This is a genomic window from Bradyrhizobium sp. SHOUNA76, assembly GCF_023006445.1.
Lineage (GTDB): Bacteria > Pseudomonadota > Alphaproteobacteria > Rhizobiales > Xanthobacteraceae > Bradyrhizobium.
The window spans coordinates 1-20,499 of the sequence record NZ_JALBHA010000030.1 but is presented as its reverse complement, the minus strand read 5'-3'; the positions used below and the strand labels follow the sequence as shown (position 1 = coordinate 20,499).

Below are 20,499 nucleotides of genomic sequence, written 5' to 3'. Positions count from 1 at the left end.
GCGTCGACATCCGACGAAACCCTGAGCGACCGGGCGGGAATGTTCGCATGGAGTCTCGGGAGGGATCCCGTGAACGGCGCTATCGCCTGCCGCGCGGACCCAGAGTCAGGTTGGTCACGCCCGCCGCGAGATTGATTCCGATGGATCGCTCGATCGACAGCGGCTGCAACATCACGCTCCGGCGCGAGCCGCCAATCAGGACATTGGCCCCGAGGCCGGGGCCGAACGCGACATTGCCGCTCGCGCCCACATAGTTTCCGCGCAGCGTACCGGGGCCGATCCGCGAATTCTTGGCGAAGACGGCCCAGGAGAGAGAACCCGCCGAGGTCACTCCCAAGTCGAGCCCAACGCGCCTTATGCGTCCCTCATAGATATATTGTCGAGGGGGTCTGCGTGCATAGAAGAAAGTACAGCGCAGCGACTGAGCCGATCCAAGGACCAAGCCCACGCGCGGGGAACTGAGGCATAACAGTCTGCCGACCCTGAATGCGTCGGCGCGGGCAGGCGAGACCGCGGTGCAAAGCAACGCGCATGCGGCAATGCAGAGGAACCGTATCATTGGCATTCAAGCCTCCATCTGGTTGTTCATGGACGCGGCCGCCGGCCGGCGGTTCTGGCGAAGCCAGAACGTGATGCCGAGGCCGATCAGCAGCACCGCGCCAAGCAGGAAGAAGAAGACAGATTGCTTCAGCCAGGATATCGCCGGGACGGTCACGCCCATCGCAAGGCCAAGAAACGAGATCTGTAGCGACAGAAGGCTGACGCCCGCGAGGAACGTGCCAAGCGCGAGCAACGTCAGCAAAACCAAGCCGGTTGCCGGTGTCGGAAGCAATTGCTGGACACCCGACATCAGCATGACGTTCATCGTGACCAGGACGGCGATCCAGTGCAGCGCCTGGGTCCAGATCAATCGGAGCTGGGCCTCCTTGCCCTGCGTCTCCGGCCATTTCGTGACGACGCAGACCACGCCGATGGCGAGCGCAAGGAATTCCCAGTAGCCGACGAGAGGCTGGTGGGAGACGTTGGTGTAGGCGACGCCTGCGACGGCGAGCACCAGCGCCACCACATAAGGGAGTTGCTGCCACAGGAAACGGGTCATCCTGAATTGAGGCGGGGCAGGCTCCGCACCCTCATTCCCTTGTAGATCGGTCTCGCTCATGGGCCATCCACTCACGATCTGTTGCTGCTGAACGTCAGCTTGGGGTCGTCGCCGAGATAGTCCTCGACGTAGAACCGGATGATTGCGACACGGCCGATCGCGACCAGGGGCATGGCCAACGCGATGCCCAGGACGCCGAACAGCGCGCCAAGCATGACGATCGCGACCAGCGTCCAGGCAGGAGGGATCTCGACCGCCTGACGTTGGATCAGCGGGCCAATCACATAGCCTTCAATCGACTGGATGATTGTGTAGATGAGCACGGCCCAGATCAGCAGCGAGCCGCCGAGTGGCATTGCGACCAGCGCGATCGGAAGCGCCGCCACGATCGGTCCGAGGTATGGAATGAAGTTCGACAAGCCTGCCTGCAGTCCGAGCACGAGAGGTCCGGGCAGCCCGACCAGATAGAGTGCGACCCAGACGCACAGCGTCATGAGAATGATCCGGATGAACTGTCCGATCAGCCACAACCGCATCACGCTGCCCATCTCGTCCATGACCGCTCTTGTTCGCGCGCGGTAGGGTCGCTTCACCAACATCACCAGGCTCTCGCGATGGCTGGTCGGATCGAAGGCGAAGAGGATTCCGAGGAACACGATGACCAGCGCGCCGGTCAGAAGACTCGATGCTCCACCGAGCAGGAATTGAGCGTGGCTGAGAAAACGCCCCTGATCCGAGAACAGCCATTGCGCAAAGTCGCGGCCCCATTCCGGGCCGAGCAGGTCGACGCCGTATGACAGGAGGTGCTCCTGCAGGACGTCGATCTGGCTGTCCATGACCTTCAGCAGGAGGCGTGTCTGCTCCGGTAGCTTGCCCGCGCCCCATACCAGTCCAAATCCCGACAGAGCGGAGAACAGCAGCAGGACCAGTGTCAGCCGCCAGGCGCGAGCGAGCGGAAGGACCGGGGCCAGCGCCCTTGCGCAGGCATCCAGAAATGCGCCGAACAGCACGCCTGCAAAGATGAGCAGGAGACTGGACACGGTCTGCCACGCCAGAAACAGGAAGACACAGGCAGCGAGCAGGCTGAGCCCGGTCGCGAGAACGCCGCGCGCGGCGCGCTCCGGCACACCGGTGGAATCGTCCTGTGGGACGAGTTCGCGAAGCCGCTCCGGCCCTGTCCTGGAATCGCTCATGGATCGGTCCAATCGCGAGGGTGGATGATGGTTCGCCGCACCTAGGTGCGGACGCGCCGGCTGCCAAAGTGTGGATGCTTGCCGCCACGATGACGCCAGTAGCGGTGCTTGGTCGGGTTCGTATTCGTGTTGGGTGCCACGTTCTTCGGCGCCGATGCGCCGGTGTCCTTCGGCGCGAGCCCCCCCTTGTCAGTCGACTGGGCCAGCAAGGGGGGCGGAGATGCGGAAAGCGCTACCAACCCGCCCAGGATCAGGGCGCCCAAGATGGTTCGGATGCTCATATTCGTCTCCATGCAGCCAAGGACAAGGATTCAAATCGAGATAGCTCCCGTGGACAGTGCGTAGACGCCGGCACATGCGGCGACCGTGATCGCCGCGAAGAGGATCGCCTCGAATGGCCTGAACGCCGCTTCCTTGCGCTCGCGCTTGGCGAGAAAGAACAGCAGCGTGCCGGGTGCATAGAGGATCGACGACAGCAAGAGAAATTTCGGCCCGCCTGCGTAGATCATCGCGGCCGCGTAGACCGTCGCGACAGCCGAGCGGATCCAGTCGCCAACGCGGGCACGCTCGCCAGCGCGATAGGCCTCGCCGGTCCAGGCGAGTTTGAGACCGTAGGCCGCAACAAAGAAATACGGGATCAGCGTCATCGCGCTCGTCATCTTCAAGGCGAGCGTGAATGCATATTCCGCGAACCAGGTGACGAGGAGGAAAGTCTGGATGACGCAGTTGGTGAGCCAGAGCGCTCCGGCGGGGACCTTGTATGCGTTCACTGTTGCGAGAAAGGAGGGCATGGTGCGGTGGACCGCGGCGGAATGCAGCACCTCAGCCGCCAGGAGCGACCAGGACAGGTAGTTGCCGAGGACCGAGATCAGGAGTGCCACGCTGATGAACATACCGCCCCAGCGGCCGACGATCGCCTCCATGACGCCGGCCATGGATGGTGTCGGCAGAGCCGCCAGTTCCGGTCGCAGCAGCACGCCATAGGACAGAAGTGTCACGAGGACGAGCAGGCTGAGCACCGTCAGAAAGCCGGCAATGGTCGCGAATCCAACGTCGGTGCGGGTCCGGGCGTAGCGGGAATAGACACTGGCGCCTTCAATCCCGACGAACACGAACACGGTCAGCAGCATCGTGCCGCGAACCTGGGTGAGCACATTTGAATGCTCCGGCTGCTCCGTTCCGGCGAAGTTCATGGAGAAAAGCCTGCCGTCGAAGGCGATGGCGGCGGCTGCAATGAACAGCAGGATCGGAATGATCTTGGCGTAGGTTGCGATCGTATTGAGCGTGGCGGCGCTCTTGATGCCGCGCAGCAGCAGAACGTGCACTCCCCACAGCAGGACGGACGCCGAAGCGATCGCCACTGCCGTTGTGCCGTCACCGAAGACAGGGAAAAACTGTCCGAGTGTTGCCTTGATCAAGACGAGACAGGCGACATCTGCAAGGCAGCATCCGATCCAGTATCCCACGGCCGAAGCAAAGCCGATATACTCGCCGAACCCGGCCCTGGCGTAGGCATAGATGCCGGCATCGAGGTTCGGTTTGCGGTGTGACAAGGTCTGGAACACGAAGGCCAGCATCAGCATGCCGGTGCCTGCGGTCGCCCAGGCGATCATCGCCCCGAGTGCACCCGTGGTCCGTCCGAAGGACGCGGGTAGTGCGAAAATGCCGGAGCCGACCATCGACCCCACCACGAGCGCGATGAGCGCATTGCGGGAGAGTTTTTGATCGACCTCGTTCGGTGACGGAGCCATGGCAAGATGGCCTTCCAATCCGCGATCGGCGGGCACTGAAGCCGCTCGATCCCGGCGAAGACCTTAGAGGCGGCTTTCCCCCTCGCACATCAGGGATTCTCTGTAGGGAGCGGGGCAGGAAATCGCCAAGCGGTTCTGCGCGCCGCGTTCAGGTCTTTGCCGTTGGGTCGGTCGCGCCTTCAGCGGGACTGGATGATGGTCCGGCAACGGCAGCCAAAAGCACGACGCCGGAACGGCAGAATTCGCCGGCCTTCGCGAGCTCGGCCGCAATGCGTTGGGCATGCAGAACTGCCGTATCCTGATCGGCGTATTCGCATCCGGTCCCATCGGGAGTGAGACCGTATTTGTCGACGATGTGGAAATAGAAGCGCATGCCAGCCGATTAGGCCGCACCGCGATCATCTCCTAGTGACAAACGCGTAAGGCGCCCCCTCCAAAAGGAGGACGGTGAAGCTGCGGTTCCAGGTTGCCGCTTTGTAATGGGCAGGATGGTCGCTGCGGATCGCCGGCAAGCCGCGGGGGCAGCAGGGTGGTTTCCCCGCCGGCATTCGGGTGATTGTCCGATGCCGTCCTCTGAGCCCGAGGGATAGCGTAGGCTCGTCAGCAAGCTCTGAGAGGAGACGAGCAATGTCGAATTACGACCAGGACCTGGCGGCCTCGAGTGCGAGCGGTGGTGGCACAATCGCGGTGGACACCGGACTGCGTGCCTACATGCTGCGCATCTACAATTACATGACCGCCGGCGTCGGCCTGACCGCCGTCGTCGCGTGGCTGACCTATCAGCTGACCGGCCCCGCCTTGCTGCAGAGCCCGTTGATGTGGGTCTTCATCCTGGCGCCGCTTGCGCTGGTCTTCTTCATCGGTTCGCGCATCAATACGCTGTCGGTATCAACTGCACGGCTTCTGTTCTTCATCTATGCCGCCCTGGTCGGCGTGTCGCTCTCGACGCTGCTCCACATATACACCAGCGCGTCGATCACACGCGTCTTCTTCATCGCGGCGGCGACCTTCGGGGCGCTCAGCGTATTCGGCTACACCACACGGCGCGACCTGTCCGGTCTCGGCACCTTCTTGTTCATGGGGCTGATCGGCGTCATCATTGCCAGCCTGGTCAACCTCTTCCTGCAGTCATCCGGACTCGACTGGCTGATCTCGGTCGTGGGCGTCGGTGTCTTCGCCGGACTCACGGCCTACGACACGCAGCGGATCAAGGCGATGTACGACAGCAGGGATGATGAAACCACGGCCGGCCGCAAGTCCGTGATTTCGGCGCTGTCGCTCTACCTCAACTTCATCAACCTGTTCATGATGCTACTGCGCCTCGCCGGCGGTCGGCGCTAGCGGGCCAAAGGCGGCCGTTCAGGCCGCAGGCCGTTCCGCCGCACTTGCGAGCGCGTCGCGCAGGGCCTGTTCCTTGTTGTCATCCAGGGACGTCTTCAGCACGATCCCACCGGCGTCCTTGATCTCCTTCAGCACCTTGTCCGCCGTCATGTTCTTGATCAGGACGAACAAGGCGGCGTTGCCGGTGTGGAGCGAAGTAGACAATTCCTTCATGAAGGCGTCGTCGATGCCGAAATCGGACAGGGCGCCGCCGAGCGCGCCGGATGCCGCGCCGACCGCGACACCGAGGATCGGATTGAGGAAGATCACGCCGATCAGGAGGCCCCAGAAACTTCCGGTCATCGCGCCCACCGCCGTCGTGTTGACGAGTTGATTGAGCTTGATGCCGCCGGAATCGGTTTTCACGGCGATCACCGCATCGCTGAGCGTGATCAGATATTCCTTCTGCAGCCTGAGCAGCCGTTGACGCACTTCTTCGGCCTTCGCCTCGGATGGATACACGATCGCTACTAGGTCGGACATGCAAGCCTCCTGCTGGATCGAGTCCCGCCGGGCAAGCCTGGTAGGCTCCGGCTAGACACGCTGGCAAAGATTAGCTGCCGGTCCGCCGTGGCGGCATCGGAGAAAACCCTGGAGCCATAGGGATGAATGTTCCTGATCATGGCAGTGGAGGGCACGCCATTCGCAACCGATGCTTGAGCCCTCGTCTCACAAGGCCATAAGCATCAGTGTGCCAAATAGCAAAGCTAGCGCGAGAAGGCAGATGCTTGCCGCCGGCCATTGGCAGAGAATGCCGTTGCCCCGCTCGACAAGACGGCCAGATGCACCGCAAACGCGCCGGAATGGATCGAGCGTTTTGGTGGCGAACTTCCAACGCGCCGAAGACCCTAGTTGCTGCGAGGAGGGCGTGAGCAGAACCGCCAGCACGATGCCCCCCAGGACGGTCACAAACGTCTTGGGGAGCATCCCGGTTTCGAACAGGCCTGACGTCGAAATGTTCGGGATTGGCAGATAGGGATTCCAAGGTAGGAGTCCCAGCAATAGCGAGAATAATGCCAGGACGAGCGCTGCCGTGTTCCGGAGGCGCGATGTGGGGCCGCGCAAGGCAGTCGGCCCGTTCGAGGGCGCTAGCGCATGAGCCAGCACCAGCACCACGTAGGCGGCCGTGAACATTCCGCCCGCTTCGAGGGCGATTGCCCACCACCACTGCCCGGTCCCGGCCGCAGCCCGCTGCAGGAGCTCTTTCGCCAGTGAGGCGCCGCTCGGCTGCACGCCCACCAGCGTGATACCCGCGACGGCGAAGGCCGGGACGCCCAACGGCAAGGCGCGTGCGACACCCCGGAGCCCAGTGATGCGATCATGGCCCAGGCCGACGTAGATGGGCCCGGCAGCCATCTATGTGACCTGGTTCGGAGAAAAGCCAGCAGCCGAAGCTTCCGCTTCATTGTGAGCGCTCCGCTGGCGAGGAGAATCCCGATCCTCGACTAGGTAATCACCCGATATTCCAGTCCCGGCGCAAGGCGCATGGTGCAACCGGTGGGCAAGTCGATCGACCGGGACGCAACGCTCGCTCGTGTCGCGAGGTCTTCACATGACTGAGACGTCGTCAATCCAAAAGCTCTCGCTGTTCGCGTTGACCGCGATGGTGGTCGGCTCGATGGTCGGCTCGGGCATTTTTTCACTGCCGAGAACTTTCGGTATCGCCACCGGACCGTTCGGGGCCATCTTCGCCTGGTGCATCGCAGGCGGCGGCATGTACACCCTCGCGCGGGTGTTCCAGGCGCTGGCGGAACGAAAGCCCGAGCTCGATGCCGGCGTCTATGCCTATGCGAAGGAGGGGTTTGGCGACTATCCCGGCTTCCTGTCGGCTTTCGGATACTGGATCGGCAGCTGCATCGGCAACGTCTCCTATTGGGTGCTGATCAAGTCGACGCTGGGCGCTTTCTTTCCGGTCTTTGGCGATGGGAACACCGTGATCGCGATTGTCGTCGCCTCGATCGGAATCTGGCTGTTCCACTTCATGATCCTGCGCGGTGTGCAGCAGGCGGCCGCGATCAACACGATCGTGACGATCGCGAAGATCGTCCCGATCCTGGTCTTCATCGTCATCCTGATCGTCGGGTTCAAGGCAGACCTGTTTCGAGCGAATTTCGGGGGCGGTGAGGGCATGCCGGACAAGGGTTTGTTCGAGCAGATTCGCGCGACCATGCTGGTCACCGTGTTCGTCTTTCTCGGCATCGAGGGTGCCAGCGTCTATTCGCGCTACGCCAAGGAACGCGCGCATGTCGGCGCTGCGACCATTCTGGGATTTGCGGTCGTGACGAGCCTGATGGTGCTCGTGACCATGCTGCCCTATGCCGTGCTTCCCCGCGCCGAGATCGCCGGCATGCGGCAGCCGTCGATGGCGACGGTGCTGGAAGCTGTCGTCGGACATTGGGGCGCGATCTTCGTCAGTGTCGGGCTTCTGGTTTCGGTGTTGGGGGCCTATCTCGCCTGGTCGCTGATCTGCGCCGAGGTGCTCTCCGCCGCCGGCCGGACCAGGGACATGCCGGCCCTGTTCGGCACGGAAAATGCGAACAAGGTGCCGGCTGCGGCGCTTTGGCTTACCAACGTGATCGTTCAGCTCTTCGTCATCAGCACCTATTGGTCGCAGGATGCGTTCGCGTTGATGCTCAATCTGACGAGCGTGATGTCGCTGATTCCGTTCTTCCTCGTCGCAGCCTATGGGCTTCAGCTGAGCAGGCGGGGCGAGACCTATGAGAAGAGCGGCCGCGCCAGAACGCGCGACATGGTCTTCGCCGGCATCGCCGTCATCTACACGCTATTCCTGATCTACGCCGCCGGAATGAAGTTCCTGCTGCTGTCCTTGATCCTCTATGCGCCCGGTACGGCACTCTACTTCTGGGCGCGTCTGGAACAGAAGGCGAGGGTCTTTACCGCCGTCGAGTGGGTCATCTTCATCGCCGCCGCCGTCGGCGCCGCCGTCGGGATCCACGGCTTGGCCACCGGCTACATCACCATCTAGGCAAGGCAACTCCCGGGAGAATTCCCATGGCAAAGCAGGCATCGGACAGCTCGGTTTCCTTCGGGGTCCATTCGGAGGTCGGTCAGCTCCGGAAGGTGATGGTCTGCTCACCCGGCCGCGCCCATCAGCGCCTCACGCCGTCCAATTGCGACACCCTGCTGTTCGACGACGTGCTGTGGGTCGAAAATGCCAAGCGCGATCATTTCGACTTCGTGCAGAAGATGCGCGACCGCGGCATCGAAGTCGTCGAGATGCACAATCTGTTGGCGGAGACGGTCGCGATCCCCGAGGCGCGGAAGTGGATTCTCGACAACCAGGTGGTTCCCGATCAGGTCGGCCTCGGCCTCGTTGATGAGCTGCGGGGCTACCTGGAAAGCCTCAAGCCGCGCGACCTGGCCGAAACGCTGATTGGGGGCGTTTCGACCCATGACTTCCCGGACGCCCATGGCGGCGAGATGCTCAAGCTCGTCCGCGAAGCCGCCGGGATGACCGAGTATCTGCTGCCGCCGCTTCCCAACACGCTGTATACGCGGGACACGACCTGCTGGATCTACGGCGGGGTCACGCTGAACTCGCTCTACTGGCCGGCGCGGCACGAAGAGCCGATCCTTGCGACAGCCATCTACATGTTCCATCCCGATTTCGCCGGCAAGGTCAATGTCTGGTGGGGCGATCCGACACGGGACCACGGTCTTGCGACGCTGGAAGGCGGCGACGTGATGCCGATCGGCAAGGGCAACGTGCTGATCGGGTTGAGCGAGCGCACCTCGCGGCAGGCGATCAGCCAAGTCGCCGCGGCGTTGTTCAAGAAGAAGGCGGCGGAGCGCGTGATCGTGGCTGCGATGCCGAAGCTCCGTGCCGCGATGCATCTCGATACCGTCTTCACGTTCGCGGACAGGGATTGCGTTCTGCTGTATCCCGACATCGTCAACAACGTCGCGGCCTTTTCCTACCGGCCAGCCGACAATTCGGCCGGCCTCGAGCTGCGCAGGGATGAAAAGCCGTTCGTGGACGTCGTGGCCGAAGCCCTTGGCCTGAAGAAACTGCGTGTGATCGAGACCGGAGGCAACGCCTATATGCGTGAGCGCACACAGTGGGACAGCGGCGCCAATCTGGTTTGCGCCTCCCCGGGCGTAGTGTTCGCCTATGACCGCAATACCTACACCAACACCTTGCTGCGCAAGGAAGGGATCGAGGTGGTCACCATCGTCGGGGCAGAGCTCGGGCGGGGCCGGGGAGGCGGTCATTGCATGACCTGCCCGATCACCAGGGATCCGGCGGACTACTAGACCATGCGGATCGACTGGTTGGGTTGGGTCCATCGATTCAATCACTGATTTTGAATCGTACCACTAACACGCCAAAATCGTCGCCCAGGCTAAGACGATTCCTGGTGCACGCAAAAGCCATCGAGGAGCACCATGCGCGGGTCGAGAGCTCTTTTGTCGGTCTTGGGGTTGTTGGGAGCCGGCACTGCTTGGGCAGCGGACGTTGATTCCACCGAGCTGAAGGCGAGCAGCCCCGTACCGTATTACTCCGCTCCGTCCTGGAGTGTCGTCGGCTCCGTCACGTCGAACTTTACCGATAATGCCTTGTTCAGCCGCGACAATCGCAAGTCGGATTTCTTTTATGAGCCCGACGTAAGCGTCAGGCTGGACGGGAACCTCACAGATGACCTGTCGTACCGGCTCTATGCACGCGCACAATATGACGCCTTTGCGAGAGAGAAGGACGGCAATGCCGCAGTGGCGCGGATGGGAGCACGCCTGACGGAGAATTGGGACGGCTGGCGCTTCTCCGCCATCTACGAGCACCGATGCGATTTCGACGGCGTCTATCGCGATCTCGCTTTCACCTCAGACGACGTGATGGGCTCGGTGGCGCGCGACTTTCGCGTGAACAATGTGACATTCTCGCCGCTGTTGCTGTTGACCTACCGGTTTTCCGACCTTGCGGAAGCTCGCCGCTGGCGCTTCGATGCCTTGCTCGGCATTGAGGTCAAGCTCGATCCGCAATGGTCGATCGTGAGCACGCCGTTGTTCGAAGCGTTCTGGTTCACCGACGGGCTGAACAGGGGACGACAGGATCAAATCTACTCCGCGGATATCGGCCTGAAGTATAATTTTGCCAGCAACGTTTCGCTTACGACGAGTGTGCTGTACGAGGCACGAGAATCGAACGTCATGGTGCGGCGCTACAGGGATCTCAGGATTGGTCCCCGGCTTGACTTTGCCTTTTGAGAGGTCTGCAAGATGATGTTGAGGCGTGCTTGGGTGCTGTTCGGGGTCATTGTCGGTTTGTCGGCAGCATCCGCCGCAGCCGCGGACCCGCGCGACTCTGCCGACCGGAGCCAGCGTCTCGATACCGACGCACTCAGGGACGATGCCGGCACACAGCGGCTACGGGTGCCGTCTCATCCGCTGGTGATCGCGCCGCCTCAACAGGCAGCCCGAAACGCGAAGAAAGGAAAGAAGAACAAGTCGAACACGAGCGGCGATATGAGCCGCTAGCACATCGCGTCCCAGCCATGGTGCGATTGCCGCGACGCAATCGTGAAAGCTATTTGCTGCGCTTGAGTATCTGTTGCACCATATTTGAATTGCAGCGGGATAATCTGGCAAAAACTGCACATCCGATCCCTCCCGATGTCGCCTCCACCGATGCAAGATTTTATTCCGTCAGCAATACTACTTGGTGGTGTGGGCAACCTGACGGTGTATAATCTGCTGACCCCAAGGGCGCGCGTCTCCTGATCCGTTGATGGATACTCTCGCCGGCGGGGCAGGGAGGAGACGCTCGATCTTTAGCCTCAATATATTGAGCTTCAAATATGTTGAGCTTCAACGTCGGGCGTCACCGGTGAATAGTGAGTGCGTCCCGTGAAATTACATAGCTCGCCCGCCTGCGAGTCGAGTGGAACCAGGGTCAGAGGGTGGTTGCGACTTGGCTCGGTAGAAACCTGCGAACGCCTTTACTGGGTCTTCTCGCCCGATCTCCTCTTTGCAGTACGCCCTTCGTTTGGAGTGCACTTCGTGTATGAGGGGATCAATCCGGCGTTCGAGCTTCTTCTCGGCGTCTCGTCGGAAGACATCCGGGAGATGGACGTTTCCCACTGTCTCGGCAGGGACGACGCCAGAGCCGTCAGCGAAGCTCTCCGCGCGTGCCTCGCAGAAGGAACGGAGGTCAGGATTCGCCACCGCCTTGCATTTGGCGGCCAACCCCAGAACATGGAAACGACCATCGTTCCGATCATGGACACCGTGGCCAGTGGTGCGGTCCGGTTGATCGGCAGCCATCGCGTCGCGCGCAATGGACTTTTCGAAAACGACGTTGAACGATCGGATGCCGCGCAGGCGAGCGTCAATTTGCTCTCCATTCAGGAGGATATCCAGCAGCGGATCGCGTCCGATCTGCATGACTCGACGTGTCAGCACCTGATTGCCGCGAGTCTCGGTCTGATGCGGATGCGGCGGAGCATGGGCGATCCCGTCGGGGCCGAGCGCCTCTGCGATGAGATCGACGCGTCGATCGATGAGGCGCTCAGGGAAATCCGCGCTTTTGCCTACCTGCTGCACCCGCAGAATCTGACAGCCGAAGGGCTCAAGGCCACGATCGAGCACTATGCCGATGGATTCGCGGCGCGCACGTCGTTGCGGGTCACAACCAGGATCCTGGCCGGCGTCGATCGATTGCCCTACGAGAAGCAGCGCTCATTGCTTCGGGTTGTTCAGGAAGCTCTCACGAACGTATTCCGCCATGCAAAGGCAACGGAGGTGAGCATCGTCATTGACGGGACCGGCCGCCATTTTCGGCTGACCGTCAGCGACAACGGGCGCGGGCTTCAGGCCGGCCGCGCGAACCAGGCGATATCGACCGGCGTTGGAATTCCAGCCATGAGAGCAAGACTTGAGCAGATCGGAGGTTCGCTGGAGATCCGCTCCGATCCGGCAACGCATCGTTCCGGCACGGTTCTGTGCGCAGTCTTTCCGCATGCCTTGGTCACGAACAAGCGAAACCGGCGAAAGGACGCCACTGTCATGGGAGTCCCCGCAGGCGCCCACTGAGGGAAGAAAAACACTGATCACCGGCGGTAGGTGGAACGAGTTCGTTTCGGCCCCAGCCGCCGAGTAGAGACACTGGAGTGCTCGCCATGAAGCGTTTTCTCATCGCTGATGACCACGAGGCGGTACGGTCGGGCTTGCGGGCGGTGCTCGAACAACGAGCGGACTGGGAAGTGGTCGCCGAGGCGAACGATGGCGGAAAGGCGCTCACAGCGGCGATCGAAAGCCGACCTCACGTGGCCATCGTCGATTTTTCCATGCCGCGGATGACCGGACTGGAGGTCGCGCGGCGGATCAGGGAATATCCGCTGCAGACCGAGGTCCTGATTTTCACGGTGCACAACTCCGGTTTACTCGCCCAGCAGGCATTTGAGGCCGGTGCGCGCGCCTTCCTGGTGAAATCGGACGCAAACAGATTGCTGATGGCGGCCGTCGACTCTCTTCTGGCGCACAAGCGGTTCTGTAGCGAAAAGTGCCGGAACGAACTGAACGGCGGATCTGGCAGCAATGCAGACAGGCACCCGGGCCTCACTCCGCGCGAGCAACTCGTCGTCAAACTGGTTGCCGAAGGCTACAGCAATAAGGGCATCAGTGCGATCCTCAACCTCAGCGTCAAGACCACTGAGGCTCATCGGGCCGCCGCGATGCGCAAGCTGGACGTGAGTTCGACTGCGGGCCTGGTCCGATACGCCGTCCGCGCGCAGCTGGTCGAGGCGTGACAATTCCTTGCTGGGGGGTGGTGGTCGCGGCCGCGTCGGTACATTCGCCCGGCCATCTCGGGGTTTTGCAGGATAATGCTCTGGCCCGCGATCGGTATCATCGCTCGACTGTTCTGCTGCCGATTATCTCCGCCGATTGCGGTCGGATAGGAGAACGATGCCGTGAAGCGCATCTTGATTGCGGATGATCATGAAGTCGTGCGTTCAGGGCTGCGCGCGATCGTCGACACGCGCTCCGACTGGATCGTTGTCGGCGAAGCAACGAATGGCGAGCAGGCCGTCGCATTGGCTTTGGAGACGAAGCCGGACGTCGTGATCGTCGACTATTCGATGCCCCTCATGAATGGGCTGGAGGTCAGCCGCCGATTGAAGTCACTTCACCTGCGCAGTGAAATTCTGATTCTGACGATGCATGAAAACGAAGAGCTGCTGACCGAGGCCATTCTGGCGGGTGTCCGCGGCTTCTTGTTCAAATCGGATGCGAGGAAACACCTGCTGTCCGCCGTCGAAGCGCTGCTGGATCGCAGACCTTATTTCACCAGCGTGTTGCTGGAGAAATTGCTCCGCGACTACCAGCTCAACAAGCTGAACAAGTCGGATATGCTGCTCACCTCGCGCGAGCAGAGCGTGGTCCAATTGATCGCGGAAGGACATACCAACAGGTCCATAAGCGTCATTCTGCAGTTGAGCGTGAAGACCGTCGAGACCCATCGCGCTTCGGCGATGCGCAAGCTGGGGATGTCGTCGACCGCTGAACTGGTCCGTTACGCCATTCGAAAGAAACTGGTGGCGCCCTGAGAGACCGCCGGCCGAACAACGGAACGATTGTAGGCCCGTGTCGCTTATGCCACGGCCGGTGGTGTCGGTATTTATCCCTTATCGCCCTAGGCTGAATTCGGGAGTGTCCTGGTTCCGCAATGCTGCGAGACTTGTCAGCCCCCGCAACAAGGAGGTTCGCATGAAGAGGAGTGCACCTGTTGTTCTTGCAGTCGTCCTGTCGGCAGTTGCCGTAAGCATCGCGCATGCCGACCGGCCGGGGGCTGACTGGATGCCCATTCAGCAAGTCATCGACAAGGTTCTCAAGTCGGGCTTTACGCTCGTCAGCAAAATAGAAGCCGATGACGGCCGTTGGGAAGGCGAAGGCATCAAGGATGGTCAGAAGATGAAGTTTCACGCCGATCCCAAGACGGGCGAGATCATATCCGCGAGGCCTGATCGCTAGCGGAGGTTCCCCCACTGTCGCAGGCGGTATTGCCGGCGCACAAGCGAAGTCAGGCGCTCGATGCCGGAGCGCCACATTCCGCCATGCGATCTACTCAGGGCGGGGGAGAGGGACGTCAACGGCCCGGTTCATCAAATCGCGCAGATCGGCGGCTTCCCGTTCGCCCATGGCTTCTTCGAAGGCTGTCTGCGCGCGCCGCCATGCAGCCAAGGCTCGGGCGTGCTTCCGATGTCCCTGTTTTGTAACGGTGACGATGCGCTCCCGCCGGTCATTCTCGCCGACTGAAATCTCAACGAAACCGTCACGCTCGAGCGGTCTCAGGTTATGGCCCGTGGTCGCACGATCCATCGACATCAGCTTGGCGAGCCGGGCCATGGTCATCGGCCCTGAGGTCACGAGATAACTCAACAGACTATATTGCGTCGATTTGAGCCCGCTCGGGGCTAACGCGAGATCATAGTACCGGGAGAGACGCCTGGCTGCGCGGCGGACTTGATTGCAGTTACAGCGCGCTGGGTCATCGACCAGATCGGATGATTTTGCTGCTGCTCTCGGCATCAATACCCTCTCAAACCCAAGATATCACACGGCTTCCGTTTGTTGTCGATAGTCCCAAACCGCGCGCGAGGAAGCGTGACGGCTCAGGCTCCGATGCCTGCGCTCCCACAGCGCACACAGGGTCAAATAAGTTCATTAATAGAATTTACGTATTACGTCAGCGCCGCGATTTGCTTCCGCACGCGGCGTTCGCTGAAAGTTCGCTCCGAGCAGATCGAGCGTCTCTACGCCAAAGAACCGGGCCGCGATGTGGTCTTGGTGTAAGAGCGTATTCAGCGTCGCGGCAGCGTGGCGTGCGCTGCCGTCTCAAGCGGCGCGCGAGCGCGTCTTTGTCTTCCGGACCTCCGGTGCGCTTTTCTCCGGGAGGCCGCGGGCGCCCGGCCCCGGGTGAGTATGAACCTCCTTGGCCGACAGCGGCTCGCCGCATTCGGCGCACACCATGACCGGATCGAAGTCCTTTCCGCATTTGCGATGCTGGTGCAGCAAGGGGCGGCCGCGCTCGTCGACCATATGAGTATCACCCCAATGCACGATCGCCATCATGATCGGATAGAGGTCGAGGCCTTTCTGAGTCAGGATATATTCGTGGCGCTTGGGCGATTCCTGGTAGGGAATGCGGCGCAGGATGCCTTGCCGAACCAGTTTTTTCAGCCGTTCGGCGAGCAAGTGTCGTGTGATTCCCAGCGCCGACTGAAACCCCTCGAAGCGGCGCGTGCGCAGGAAGCATTCGCGCAGGATCAAAAGCGTCCAGCGATCACCGATCACGCCGATGGTTCGGGCCATCGAACACGGCTCTTCCTCGAGTTCTTTCCACTTCATCCGTACGCTCCAGTCGTGCCGGCATGGGCCGTTCCGAAGTTTCGCGGAGGCCGGGCGCGGTCCGTTCCATTCTAGATAGGCACTAAATTCCAAACAATCCCCTTCCAGGCATGGGAAACCAGCCATAGTGCCGGTACATTTGACAGTTCTATTTTAGAACTATATGGTGAATGAAACGAGGGCTGGCGGGTGGATCGCCAGTGCCTGCCATGCGATCTCCGGGAGAAGCCGCGATGACCTTGAAAGTTGAATTCCAGTTCGATTTCGGTAGCCCGAACGCCTATCTGGCGGAAGTGGCCATTCCGGGCATTGAGCAGCGGACCGGCGTGAAATTCACCTACGTCCCGGTTCTGCTTGGCGGAATTTACAAGGCGACCGGCAACATGTCGCCGTTCGAATCGCTTCACGGAATCAAGAACAAGCCGGAATACCAGGCGCTGGAGATCCAGCGGTTTATCCGACGCCACAACATCACGAAATTTCGCCAGAATCCCTTCTTTCCGGTCAACACGCTGATGCTGATGCGCGGTGCTGTCGCCGCCCAGTTCGAGGGCGTGTTCGAGTCCTATTTTCGCGCCGCCTATCATCACATGTGGGAAGAGCCGAAGAAAATGGACGATCTCGAAATCTTCCGCAGCGCGTTTGTTTCCTCGGGCATCGATATCGATCGGCTGATGGCGCGTGCACAGCAGGATGACGTCAAGAAGCGGCTGATTGATCTGACCACCGACGCCGTCAGCCGAGGAGCATTCGGCTCTCCGACCTTTTTCGTCGGAAGGGAAATGTTCTTCGGCAAGGACCAGATCCGCGATGTCGAGGAGTCCATCGTCGAGCAAACGAGACAACCTGTTTCCAAGACGGCCTGACGGCGCCGACTGTCCGGGTTGAATGGCGAAAGCCATTTTCGGACCCGGAACAGAGGTAAAATCAGGGAGACTGCCTATGCCCGGCCCACTTCACGGCGTTCGCGTGCTCGATCTGACCCCGGAATTTCGGCGTGCCGTTGTTCGGCCGTCGGAGCGGAGGCGATCATGCCTGGCGTTGTCCTTCGTAGAGCCTGTCTGAACTCACGAACGCGCACTTCCCGGCTTGGAGGCCCCACGAGCGAGGCGGGATCGCCTCGCTTCCGTTGCCTTCCCAGTGCCGCTGGCTACGCGGCCATGCGCAACAGATCGACGATGTCGGCTTCGTCCTTGAAGGGGCGCGGGTTGGCCTTTACGAAGCGATGATTGATCGCGATCTTGCTGATCTGATCGAACTTGTCTTCACCGATGCCGACCTCGGCGAGCCGCCCGGGCAGTCCAAGTCTCCTGGTGAATTCCGCAAAGGCATCTGCGGCTTCGCCACCCGGAGCGCCCAGAGCCGCCGCCAGACGCTTCTGCGCCTCCTCGGTGACTGGCTTGTTGTAACGAAGAAGGCTCGGCATGGTGACGGGTGTGCAATAATAGTGGGGAACGTCGAACGTCCCGCCAAGCACGTGGCCAATGCCGTGACTTGCGCCCATGGGAACGCGGGCCTGCAGCCCGTACGACGCGAGCCTTGAGCCATATTGCGACAATCGGCGTGCCTCGAGATCGTCGGGTTGTCGCAAGGTCTGGAGCATTCCCTCACGCAGCGTGCGGATGCCCGCCAGGACGACTTCGTCAGCCAAGGGAGTGCCGAGCGGCGAGCACAATGCTTCGATGCCGTGATCCATCGAGCGTGTGCCCGATCCCATCCAGAGCTTTGTCGGCGTATGAAGCGTGAGGGCGGGGTCGAGAATGATCGCCACCGGCATCATCTGGGGGTGAAAGAAGATCTGCTTCAGCTTCTGGCTCATCGGTGACGAGCGCTGCGGCATTGTATTCCCCGCCATTCAGCGTCGACGGCACCGCGACCTGCCGGACTGCCGGCGAGCGGAAGGGCGATTGGCTCACGCCCGGCCCCATCGGAAAGGGATCGAAGCCAGCTTCATCGCGAATATCGTGCTCCATCGCCATGATGACGATCTTGGCCAGATCGACCGCGGACCCTCCGCCGACAGCCACGACGAGATCGGCTTGCGCCTTCTTTGCGTGACGAGCGACTTCGGCAGCCTGCTTGCGGGTCGTGTGCTGCGCAATTCCGTCGAAGGTCGCGGCATGCTTGTCGCCGAGCGCGCGCCGGATTTTCTCGATCTCGTCGGTCTTGGAGTTCAGGGTTCGGCTGGCGATGAGGAAGACGCGCTTTGCGCCAAGTCTCTCGGCCTCTTCGCGGATAGCTTCAGAGGCGAGTTTGCCATAGATGACACGGTCAATTGCCGGAAAATTATGTACACCGGTTTTGCGTATTCTGTCCTCCCACCAGATGCCCGACAGCCAGGCGTTATATTATGTAAGTTCGCGTCGGTATCTCAGCACGTTGGAGCTCTGCAACGTGCTGAGAGTTAAATCGCGACTGTCGCCTTCGCCGGATGAGTGGCGTTCGCTGTCGCTGATGCGGTCATTCTGCCGCCAGTATCAAGCGAGCCAGCTCCGATGGATGCTCGACGGCCGAGAAGTGGCCGGTATTCTTGAGTGTCAGCATCTGCGCGGCAGGAATGAGCGCGCGTGTGCGTTCGCGCTCGTTTGGACGAGACCAATCGCTATCGCCATAAATGAGCGTCACGGGCGCTGAGATCTGCCGATAGTAATCACGGGCCTTGCTCCAGGATTGCCAGCCTGCCAGCACCTTGCGTGCGACCCGCTTGTATCCCGGGCGGCGGGCAACTTCATCGAACTCAGTAAGCAGATCCGCCGGCAGTTTGCCGGGGTCGTGATATCCGCCACTCATGATCTTGCCGAGGACGAGCTTGTTTTCGAGCGATGCATTGATCGCGCCGAGCACCGGGACCTGCAAGCTTCCGATGATGAAATTCGCGAACCAGTTGCCGCGTCGAATGCCGTCGCCGTAGCGGGTCTCATAGTCATAGGAGTTGACCGCAAAGACCCGTTTCACCCGCTGCGGAAGCGATGCCGCCACCGTGAGGGCCAATGCGCCGCCGATCGACTCGCCGACGATCGTGAGGTCCGAGAGATTGAGCTCCTCGATGAAGCCAATGACGGCTCGCCTGAAGTAGGGCTCGTCGAAGCTCGCGCCTGCATCGATTGGTGAGTGGCCGTGGCCCGGGAGGTCAATGGCGTACACCGTGTGCGATCTGGCGAGGAGGGGCGCAAGAGCGCGGAAATATTCGAGCTGCGTCCGGATCGTATGTATGAGGAGCAGCGGAGGCCCGCTGCCGGTCTTTTGAAAACGTATGCTTAGCTTGTTCGATATCTTCAGCAAACTTGGTTTGGCTTCGGTCATGCTGAGCATGAGATCTCTCCGTGCTTTGAGGGGCGCTTTCAAGCGGCAGCGGCGTCGCGAACCTGTTCGGCTGCGGCATCCAGAACGGCCTGAGCCAGATCGGGGTCGTTGACGGCGCGCGACAGCGTCACCGCGCCGACCATCGTCGCGAGAATGGCCATGGCCTTGCCCCGCGAGGCTTCATCGCCGGTCCCGGCGATGAGGCCGCCGAGCACGTCGAGATGCGCTTTGATTCCCGCTTCGAATTCCGCCTTCACCTCGGGGCCTTGACGCGCGGCATCCGAGCCGAGCGCCACGATCGGGCAACCGTCCATCTTTTCTCCGCGATGGTCGCCGCTGAAGTAAAACCCGATCACGGCGCCAAGCGGATCATCGGGATTCTGAGTGGCCGCATCCGACCATCGGCCGGACGCGCTCTCCAATGCGCGCCGGGACGCCTCGACCGCCAAATCCACTTTGGACGCGAATTGCTTGTAGAAGGCGCCTTGGGTTAACCCGGCCCCCTCCATCAGATCCTTGAGCCCGATGCCGTCAAAGCCGCGCTCCCTGAAGAGGCGACTGGCCACATCGATCACGGTTTGGCGGTTTTCCGCGGCCTGAGCGCGACTGACACGCATTAGCACCCTCCATATTTAGATTGCATTCGAACTCTATTACGGCAAATAGAAGCCGAACGCAATCTATCAAGAGGCGGAAGGCGAAATACTAGGATGGAACCGCTCCGGCCACCCCTTTTTACGCCTTCCTAGGGACAAAATTACATTCTTGTTGCCTCCCTCTCGTTTTAGATTGCATTCGACATCTAACTGGAATATAGAGTTCGTATGAAATCTAATTCGGGAGACTGACAATGAAGATGCGGGGTTTTGCGATTTTGGCCGGTATTCTGGTCCCGGCGGGGGTGGCGACCTTCGTTGCTCTTGCGATTCCCTCCCATGAAGCCTCGGCGGTCAGCGACCCCCGGCAGGAGCCCCCGATGGTCCGTCTGGTCACGGCCTCGCGGGTCAGCGGATCCGAGCGCGGTTTCACCGGGACCATCGGCGCGCGAGTGGAAAGCAATCTCGGTTTCCGCGTCGCCGGCAAGATCGTCGAGCGACTGGTGAACGTCGGTGAGCAGGTCAAATCCGGTCAGCCGCTGATGCGGATTGACGAAACCGACCTCCGTCTCGCGCTTACGGCGAAGCGCAATGCGGTTGCGGCAGCGCGCGCAACTGTCGTTCAGACCGACGCCGACGAGCGGCGCTACGCCAACCTGATGAACGACGGGTGGACGTCCAAGCAGCGCTACGAGCAGGCCAAGGCCGCGTCGGACACCGCCAAAGCGCAGCTTGCTGCAGCGGAAGCCGACGCAGAGGTCGCCGAGAACCAGGCGACCTACTCGCTCCTGGTTGCGGATGCGGACGGAACG

23 protein-coding genes and 1 pseudogene are annotated in these 20,499 nt (G+C 61.3%); 11 read left to right on the top strand and 13 right to left on the bottom strand.

Annotated elements, in window-relative coordinates:
- Positions 1-79: 79 nt before the first annotated feature.
- The 6 genes from MOV74_RS06825 to MOV74_RS06800 all read right to left on the bottom strand — a co-directional run bounded on the left by MOV74_RS06825 (position 80) and on the right by MOV74_RS06800 (position 4,416).
- Entirely contained in the window at positions 80-559 is a 480-nt protein-coding gene (locus tag MOV74_RS06825) for a DUF992 domain-containing protein (protein WP_404979123.1), read from the bottom strand.
- Between the two features lie 6 nt (positions 560-565).
- Positions 566-1,159 (bottom strand): hypothetical protein, encoded by a 594-nt coding sequence (locus MOV74_RS06820; protein ID WP_246919267.1) that lies wholly within the window; start codon positions 1,157-1,159, stop codon positions 566-568.
- 11 nt (positions 1,160-1,170) lie between these two features.
- Complete coding sequence (locus MOV74_RS06815) at positions 1,171-2,292, bottom strand: AI-2E family transporter (protein ID WP_246919265.1); 1,122 nt, start codon at positions 2,290-2,292, stop codon at positions 1,171-1,173.
- Positions 2,293-2,333: 41 nt separating this feature from the next.
- Complete coding sequence (locus tag MOV74_RS06810) at positions 2,334-2,573, bottom strand: hypothetical protein (RefSeq protein WP_246919261.1); 240 nt, start codon at positions 2,571-2,573, stop codon at positions 2,334-2,336.
- Between the two features lie 30 nt (positions 2,574-2,603).
- Positions 2,604-4,043: a basic amino acid/polyamine antiporter gene (locus MOV74_RS06805; protein ID WP_246919258.1), complete on the bottom strand. Its 1,440-nt coding sequence runs from the start codon at positions 4,041-4,043 to the stop codon at positions 2,604-2,606.
- Between the two features lie 148 nt (positions 4,044-4,191).
- Positions 4,192-4,416, bottom strand: coding sequence for a DUF6894 family protein (locus tag MOV74_RS06800; RefSeq protein ID WP_246919255.1), 225 nt, complete (start codon positions 4,414-4,416; stop codon positions 4,192-4,194).
- Positions 4,417-4,670: 254 nt separating this feature from the next.
- Here MOV74_RS06800 and MOV74_RS06795 point away from each other — a divergent pair, with 254 nt between their 5' ends.
- Positions 4,671-5,384 carry a Bax inhibitor-1/YccA family protein gene (locus MOV74_RS06795; protein ID WP_246919253.1) on the top strand — a complete coding sequence of 238 codons (714 nt, stop codon included), beginning with the start codon at positions 4,671-4,673 and terminating at the stop codon, positions 5,382-5,384.
- Between the two features lie 18 nt (positions 5,385-5,402).
- On the opposite strand, the gene MOV74_RS06790 is transcribed toward MOV74_RS06795, so the two are convergent.
- Positions 5,403-5,906, bottom strand: coding sequence for a DUF1269 domain-containing protein (locus MOV74_RS06790; protein ID WP_246919250.1), 504 nt, complete (start codon positions 5,904-5,906; stop codon positions 5,403-5,405).
- A gap of 186 nt (positions 5,907-6,092) precedes the next feature.
- Positions 6,093-6,779, bottom strand: coding sequence for a hypothetical protein (locus MOV74_RS06785; protein WP_246919247.1), 687 nt, complete (start codon positions 6,777-6,779; stop codon positions 6,093-6,095).
- Between the two features lie 196 nt (positions 6,780-6,975).
- Here MOV74_RS06785 and MOV74_RS06780 point away from each other — a divergent pair, with 196 nt between their 5' ends.
- From MOV74_RS06780 to MOV74_RS06745, 8 genes are all read left to right on the top strand, one after another.
- Positions 6,976-8,409: a basic amino acid/polyamine antiporter gene (locus tag MOV74_RS06780; protein ID WP_246919244.1), complete on the top strand. Its 1,434-nt coding sequence runs from the start codon at positions 6,976-6,978 to the stop codon at positions 8,407-8,409.
- 26 nt (positions 8,410-8,435) lie between these two features.
- On the top strand, positions 8,436-9,698 hold the full coding sequence (gene arcA / locus MOV74_RS06775) for an arginine deiminase (protein WP_246919242.1): 1,263 nt from the start codon (positions 8,436-8,438) through the stop codon (positions 9,696-9,698).
- 303 nt (positions 9,699-10,001) lie between these two features.
- The gene (locus MOV74_RS06770) at positions 10,002-10,649 is read left to right on the top strand and encodes an outer membrane beta-barrel protein (protein WP_246919239.1); all 648 of its coding nucleotides are present in this window, start codon (positions 10,002-10,004) and stop codon (positions 10,647-10,649) included.
- Between the two features lie 33 nt (positions 10,650-10,682).
- Positions 10,683-10,919 (top strand): hypothetical protein, encoded by a 237-nt coding sequence (locus MOV74_RS06765; protein WP_246919236.1) that lies wholly within the window; start codon positions 10,683-10,685, stop codon positions 10,917-10,919.
- A gap of 522 nt (positions 10,920-11,441) precedes the next feature.
- Positions 11,442-12,473, top strand: coding sequence for an ATP-binding protein (locus MOV74_RS06760; protein ID WP_246919232.1), 1,032 nt, complete (start codon positions 11,442-11,444; stop codon positions 12,471-12,473).
- An 86-nt stretch (positions 12,474-12,559) separates the two neighbouring features.
- Positions 12,560-13,189: a response regulator transcription factor gene (locus tag MOV74_RS06755; protein WP_246919229.1), complete on the top strand. Its 630-nt coding sequence runs from the start codon at positions 12,560-12,562 to the stop codon at positions 13,187-13,189.
- 162 nt (positions 13,190-13,351) lie between these two features.
- Complete coding sequence (locus MOV74_RS06750; RefSeq protein WP_246919226.1) at positions 13,352-13,987, top strand: response regulator transcription factor; 636 nt, start codon at positions 13,352-13,354, stop codon at positions 13,985-13,987.
- A gap of 160 nt (positions 13,988-14,147) precedes the next feature.
- Positions 14,148-14,411, top strand: coding sequence for a PepSY domain-containing protein (locus MOV74_RS06745; RefSeq protein ID WP_246919223.1), 264 nt, complete (start codon positions 14,148-14,150; stop codon positions 14,409-14,411).
- A gap of 90 nt (positions 14,412-14,501) precedes the next feature.
- Here the strand turns inward: MOV74_RS06745 and MOV74_RS40790 are convergent, their stop codons facing one another.
- Complete coding sequence (locus MOV74_RS40790; protein WP_258719512.1) at positions 14,502-14,969, bottom strand: MarR family winged helix-turn-helix transcriptional regulator; 468 nt, start codon at positions 14,967-14,969, stop codon at positions 14,502-14,504.
- Between the two features lie 306 nt (positions 14,970-15,275).
- Positions 15,276-15,788 carry a helix-turn-helix domain-containing protein gene (locus MOV74_RS06735; RefSeq protein WP_246919307.1) on the bottom strand — a complete coding sequence of 171 codons (513 nt, stop codon included), beginning with the start codon at positions 15,786-15,788 and terminating at the stop codon, positions 15,276-15,278.
- 233 nt (positions 15,789-16,021) lie between these two features.
- Between MOV74_RS06735 and MOV74_RS06730 the strand changes: the two genes are divergently transcribed.
- Positions 16,022-16,654 carry a 2-hydroxychromene-2-carboxylate isomerase gene (locus tag MOV74_RS06730; RefSeq protein ID WP_246919217.1) on the top strand — a complete coding sequence of 211 codons (633 nt, stop codon included), beginning with the start codon at positions 16,022-16,024 and terminating at the stop codon, positions 16,652-16,654.
- Between the two features lie 284 nt (positions 16,655-16,938).
- On the opposite strand, the pseudogene MOV74_RS06725 reads toward MOV74_RS06730, so the two are convergent.
- The 3 genes and pseudogenes from MOV74_RS06725 to MOV74_RS06715 form a co-directional block, all read right to left on the bottom strand.
- Positions 16,939-18,025: pseudogene (locus MOV74_RS06725) on the bottom strand (iron-containing alcohol dehydrogenase).
- A 223-nt stretch (positions 18,026-18,248) separates the two neighbouring features.
- Positions 18,249-19,100, bottom strand: a complete 852-nt coding sequence (locus tag MOV74_RS06720) for an alpha/beta fold hydrolase (RefSeq protein ID WP_246919214.1) — start codon at positions 19,098-19,100, stop codon at positions 18,249-18,251.
- Between the two features lie 29 nt (positions 19,101-19,129).
- The gene (locus MOV74_RS06715; protein WP_246919210.1) at positions 19,130-19,708 is read right to left on the bottom strand and encodes a TetR family transcriptional regulator; all 579 of its coding nucleotides are present in this window, start codon (positions 19,706-19,708) and stop codon (positions 19,130-19,132) included.
- A gap of 233 nt (positions 19,709-19,941) precedes the next feature.
- On the opposite strand from MOV74_RS06715, the gene MOV74_RS06710 reads away from it, so the two are divergent.
- On the top strand, positions 19,942-20,499 hold a 558-nt coding region (locus tag MOV74_RS06710; RefSeq protein WP_246919206.1), incomplete at its 3' end, for an efflux RND transporter periplasmic adaptor subunit.

Excerpts from the sequence above, each read along its gene's own strand:
- MOV74_RS06800 (WP_246919255.1), bottom strand. The coding sequence starts at position 4,416 with ATGCGCTTCTATTTCCACATCGTCGACAAATACGGTCTCACTCCCGAT.
- MOV74_RS06780 (WP_246919244.1), top strand. The coding sequence starts at position 6,976 with ATGACTGAGACGTCGTCAATCCAAAAGCTCTCGCTGTTCGCGTTGACC.
- MOV74_RS06790 (WP_246919250.1), bottom strand. The coding sequence starts at position 5,906 with ATGTCCGACCTAGTAGCGATCGTGTATCCATCCGAGGCGAAGGCCGAA.
- MOV74_RS40790 (WP_258719512.1), bottom strand. The coding sequence starts at position 14,969 with ATGCCGAGAGCAGCAGCAAAATCATCCGATCTGGTCGATGACCCAGCG.
- MOV74_RS06785 (WP_246919247.1), bottom strand. The coding sequence starts at position 6,779 with ATGGCTGCCGGGCCCATCTACGTCGGCCTGGGCCATGATCGCATCACT.
- arcA (WP_246919242.1), top strand. The coding sequence starts at position 8,436 with ATGGCAAAGCAGGCATCGGACAGCTCGGTTTCCTTCGGGGTCCATTCG.
- MOV74_RS06730 (WP_246919217.1), top strand. The coding sequence starts at position 16,022 with ATGACCTTGAAAGTTGAATTCCAGTTCGATTTCGGTAGCCCGAACGCC.
- MOV74_RS06805 (WP_246919258.1), bottom strand. The coding sequence starts at position 4,043 with ATGGCTCCGTCACCGAACGAGGTCGATCAAAAACTCTCCCGCAATGCG.
- MOV74_RS06825 (WP_404979123.1), bottom strand. The coding sequence starts at position 559 with ATGATACGGTTCCTCTGCATTGCCGCATGCGCGTTGCTTTGCACCGCG.
- MOV74_RS06820 (WP_246919267.1), bottom strand. The coding sequence starts at position 1,159 with ATGAGCGAGACCGATCTACAAGGGAATGAGGGTGCGGAGCCTGCCCCG.
- MOV74_RS06755 (WP_246919229.1), top strand. The coding sequence starts at position 12,560 with ATGAAGCGTTTTCTCATCGCTGATGACCACGAGGCGGTACGGTCGGGC.
- MOV74_RS06745 (WP_246919223.1), top strand. The coding sequence starts at position 14,148 with ATGAAGAGGAGTGCACCTGTTGTTCTTGCAGTCGTCCTGTCGGCAGTT.
- MOV74_RS06715 (WP_246919210.1), bottom strand. The coding sequence starts at position 19,708 with ATGCGTGTCAGTCGCGCTCAGGCCGCGGAAAACCGCCAAACCGTGATC.
- MOV74_RS06720 (WP_246919214.1), bottom strand. The coding sequence starts at position 19,100 with ATGCTCAGCATGACCGAAGCCAAACCAAGTTTGCTGAAGATATCGAAC.
- MOV74_RS06815 (WP_246919265.1), bottom strand. The coding sequence starts at position 2,292 with ATGAGCGATTCCAGGACAGGGCCGGAGCGGCTTCGCGAACTCGTCCCA.
- MOV74_RS06795 (WP_246919253.1), top strand. The coding sequence starts at position 4,671 with ATGTCGAATTACGACCAGGACCTGGCGGCCTCGAGTGCGAGCGGTGGT.
- MOV74_RS06735 (WP_246919307.1), bottom strand. The coding sequence starts at position 15,788 with ATGAAGTGGAAAGAACTCGAGGAAGAGCCGTGTTCGATGGCCCGAACC.
- MOV74_RS06810 (WP_246919261.1), bottom strand. The coding sequence starts at position 2,573 with ATGAGCATCCGAACCATCTTGGGCGCCCTGATCCTGGGCGGGTTGGTA.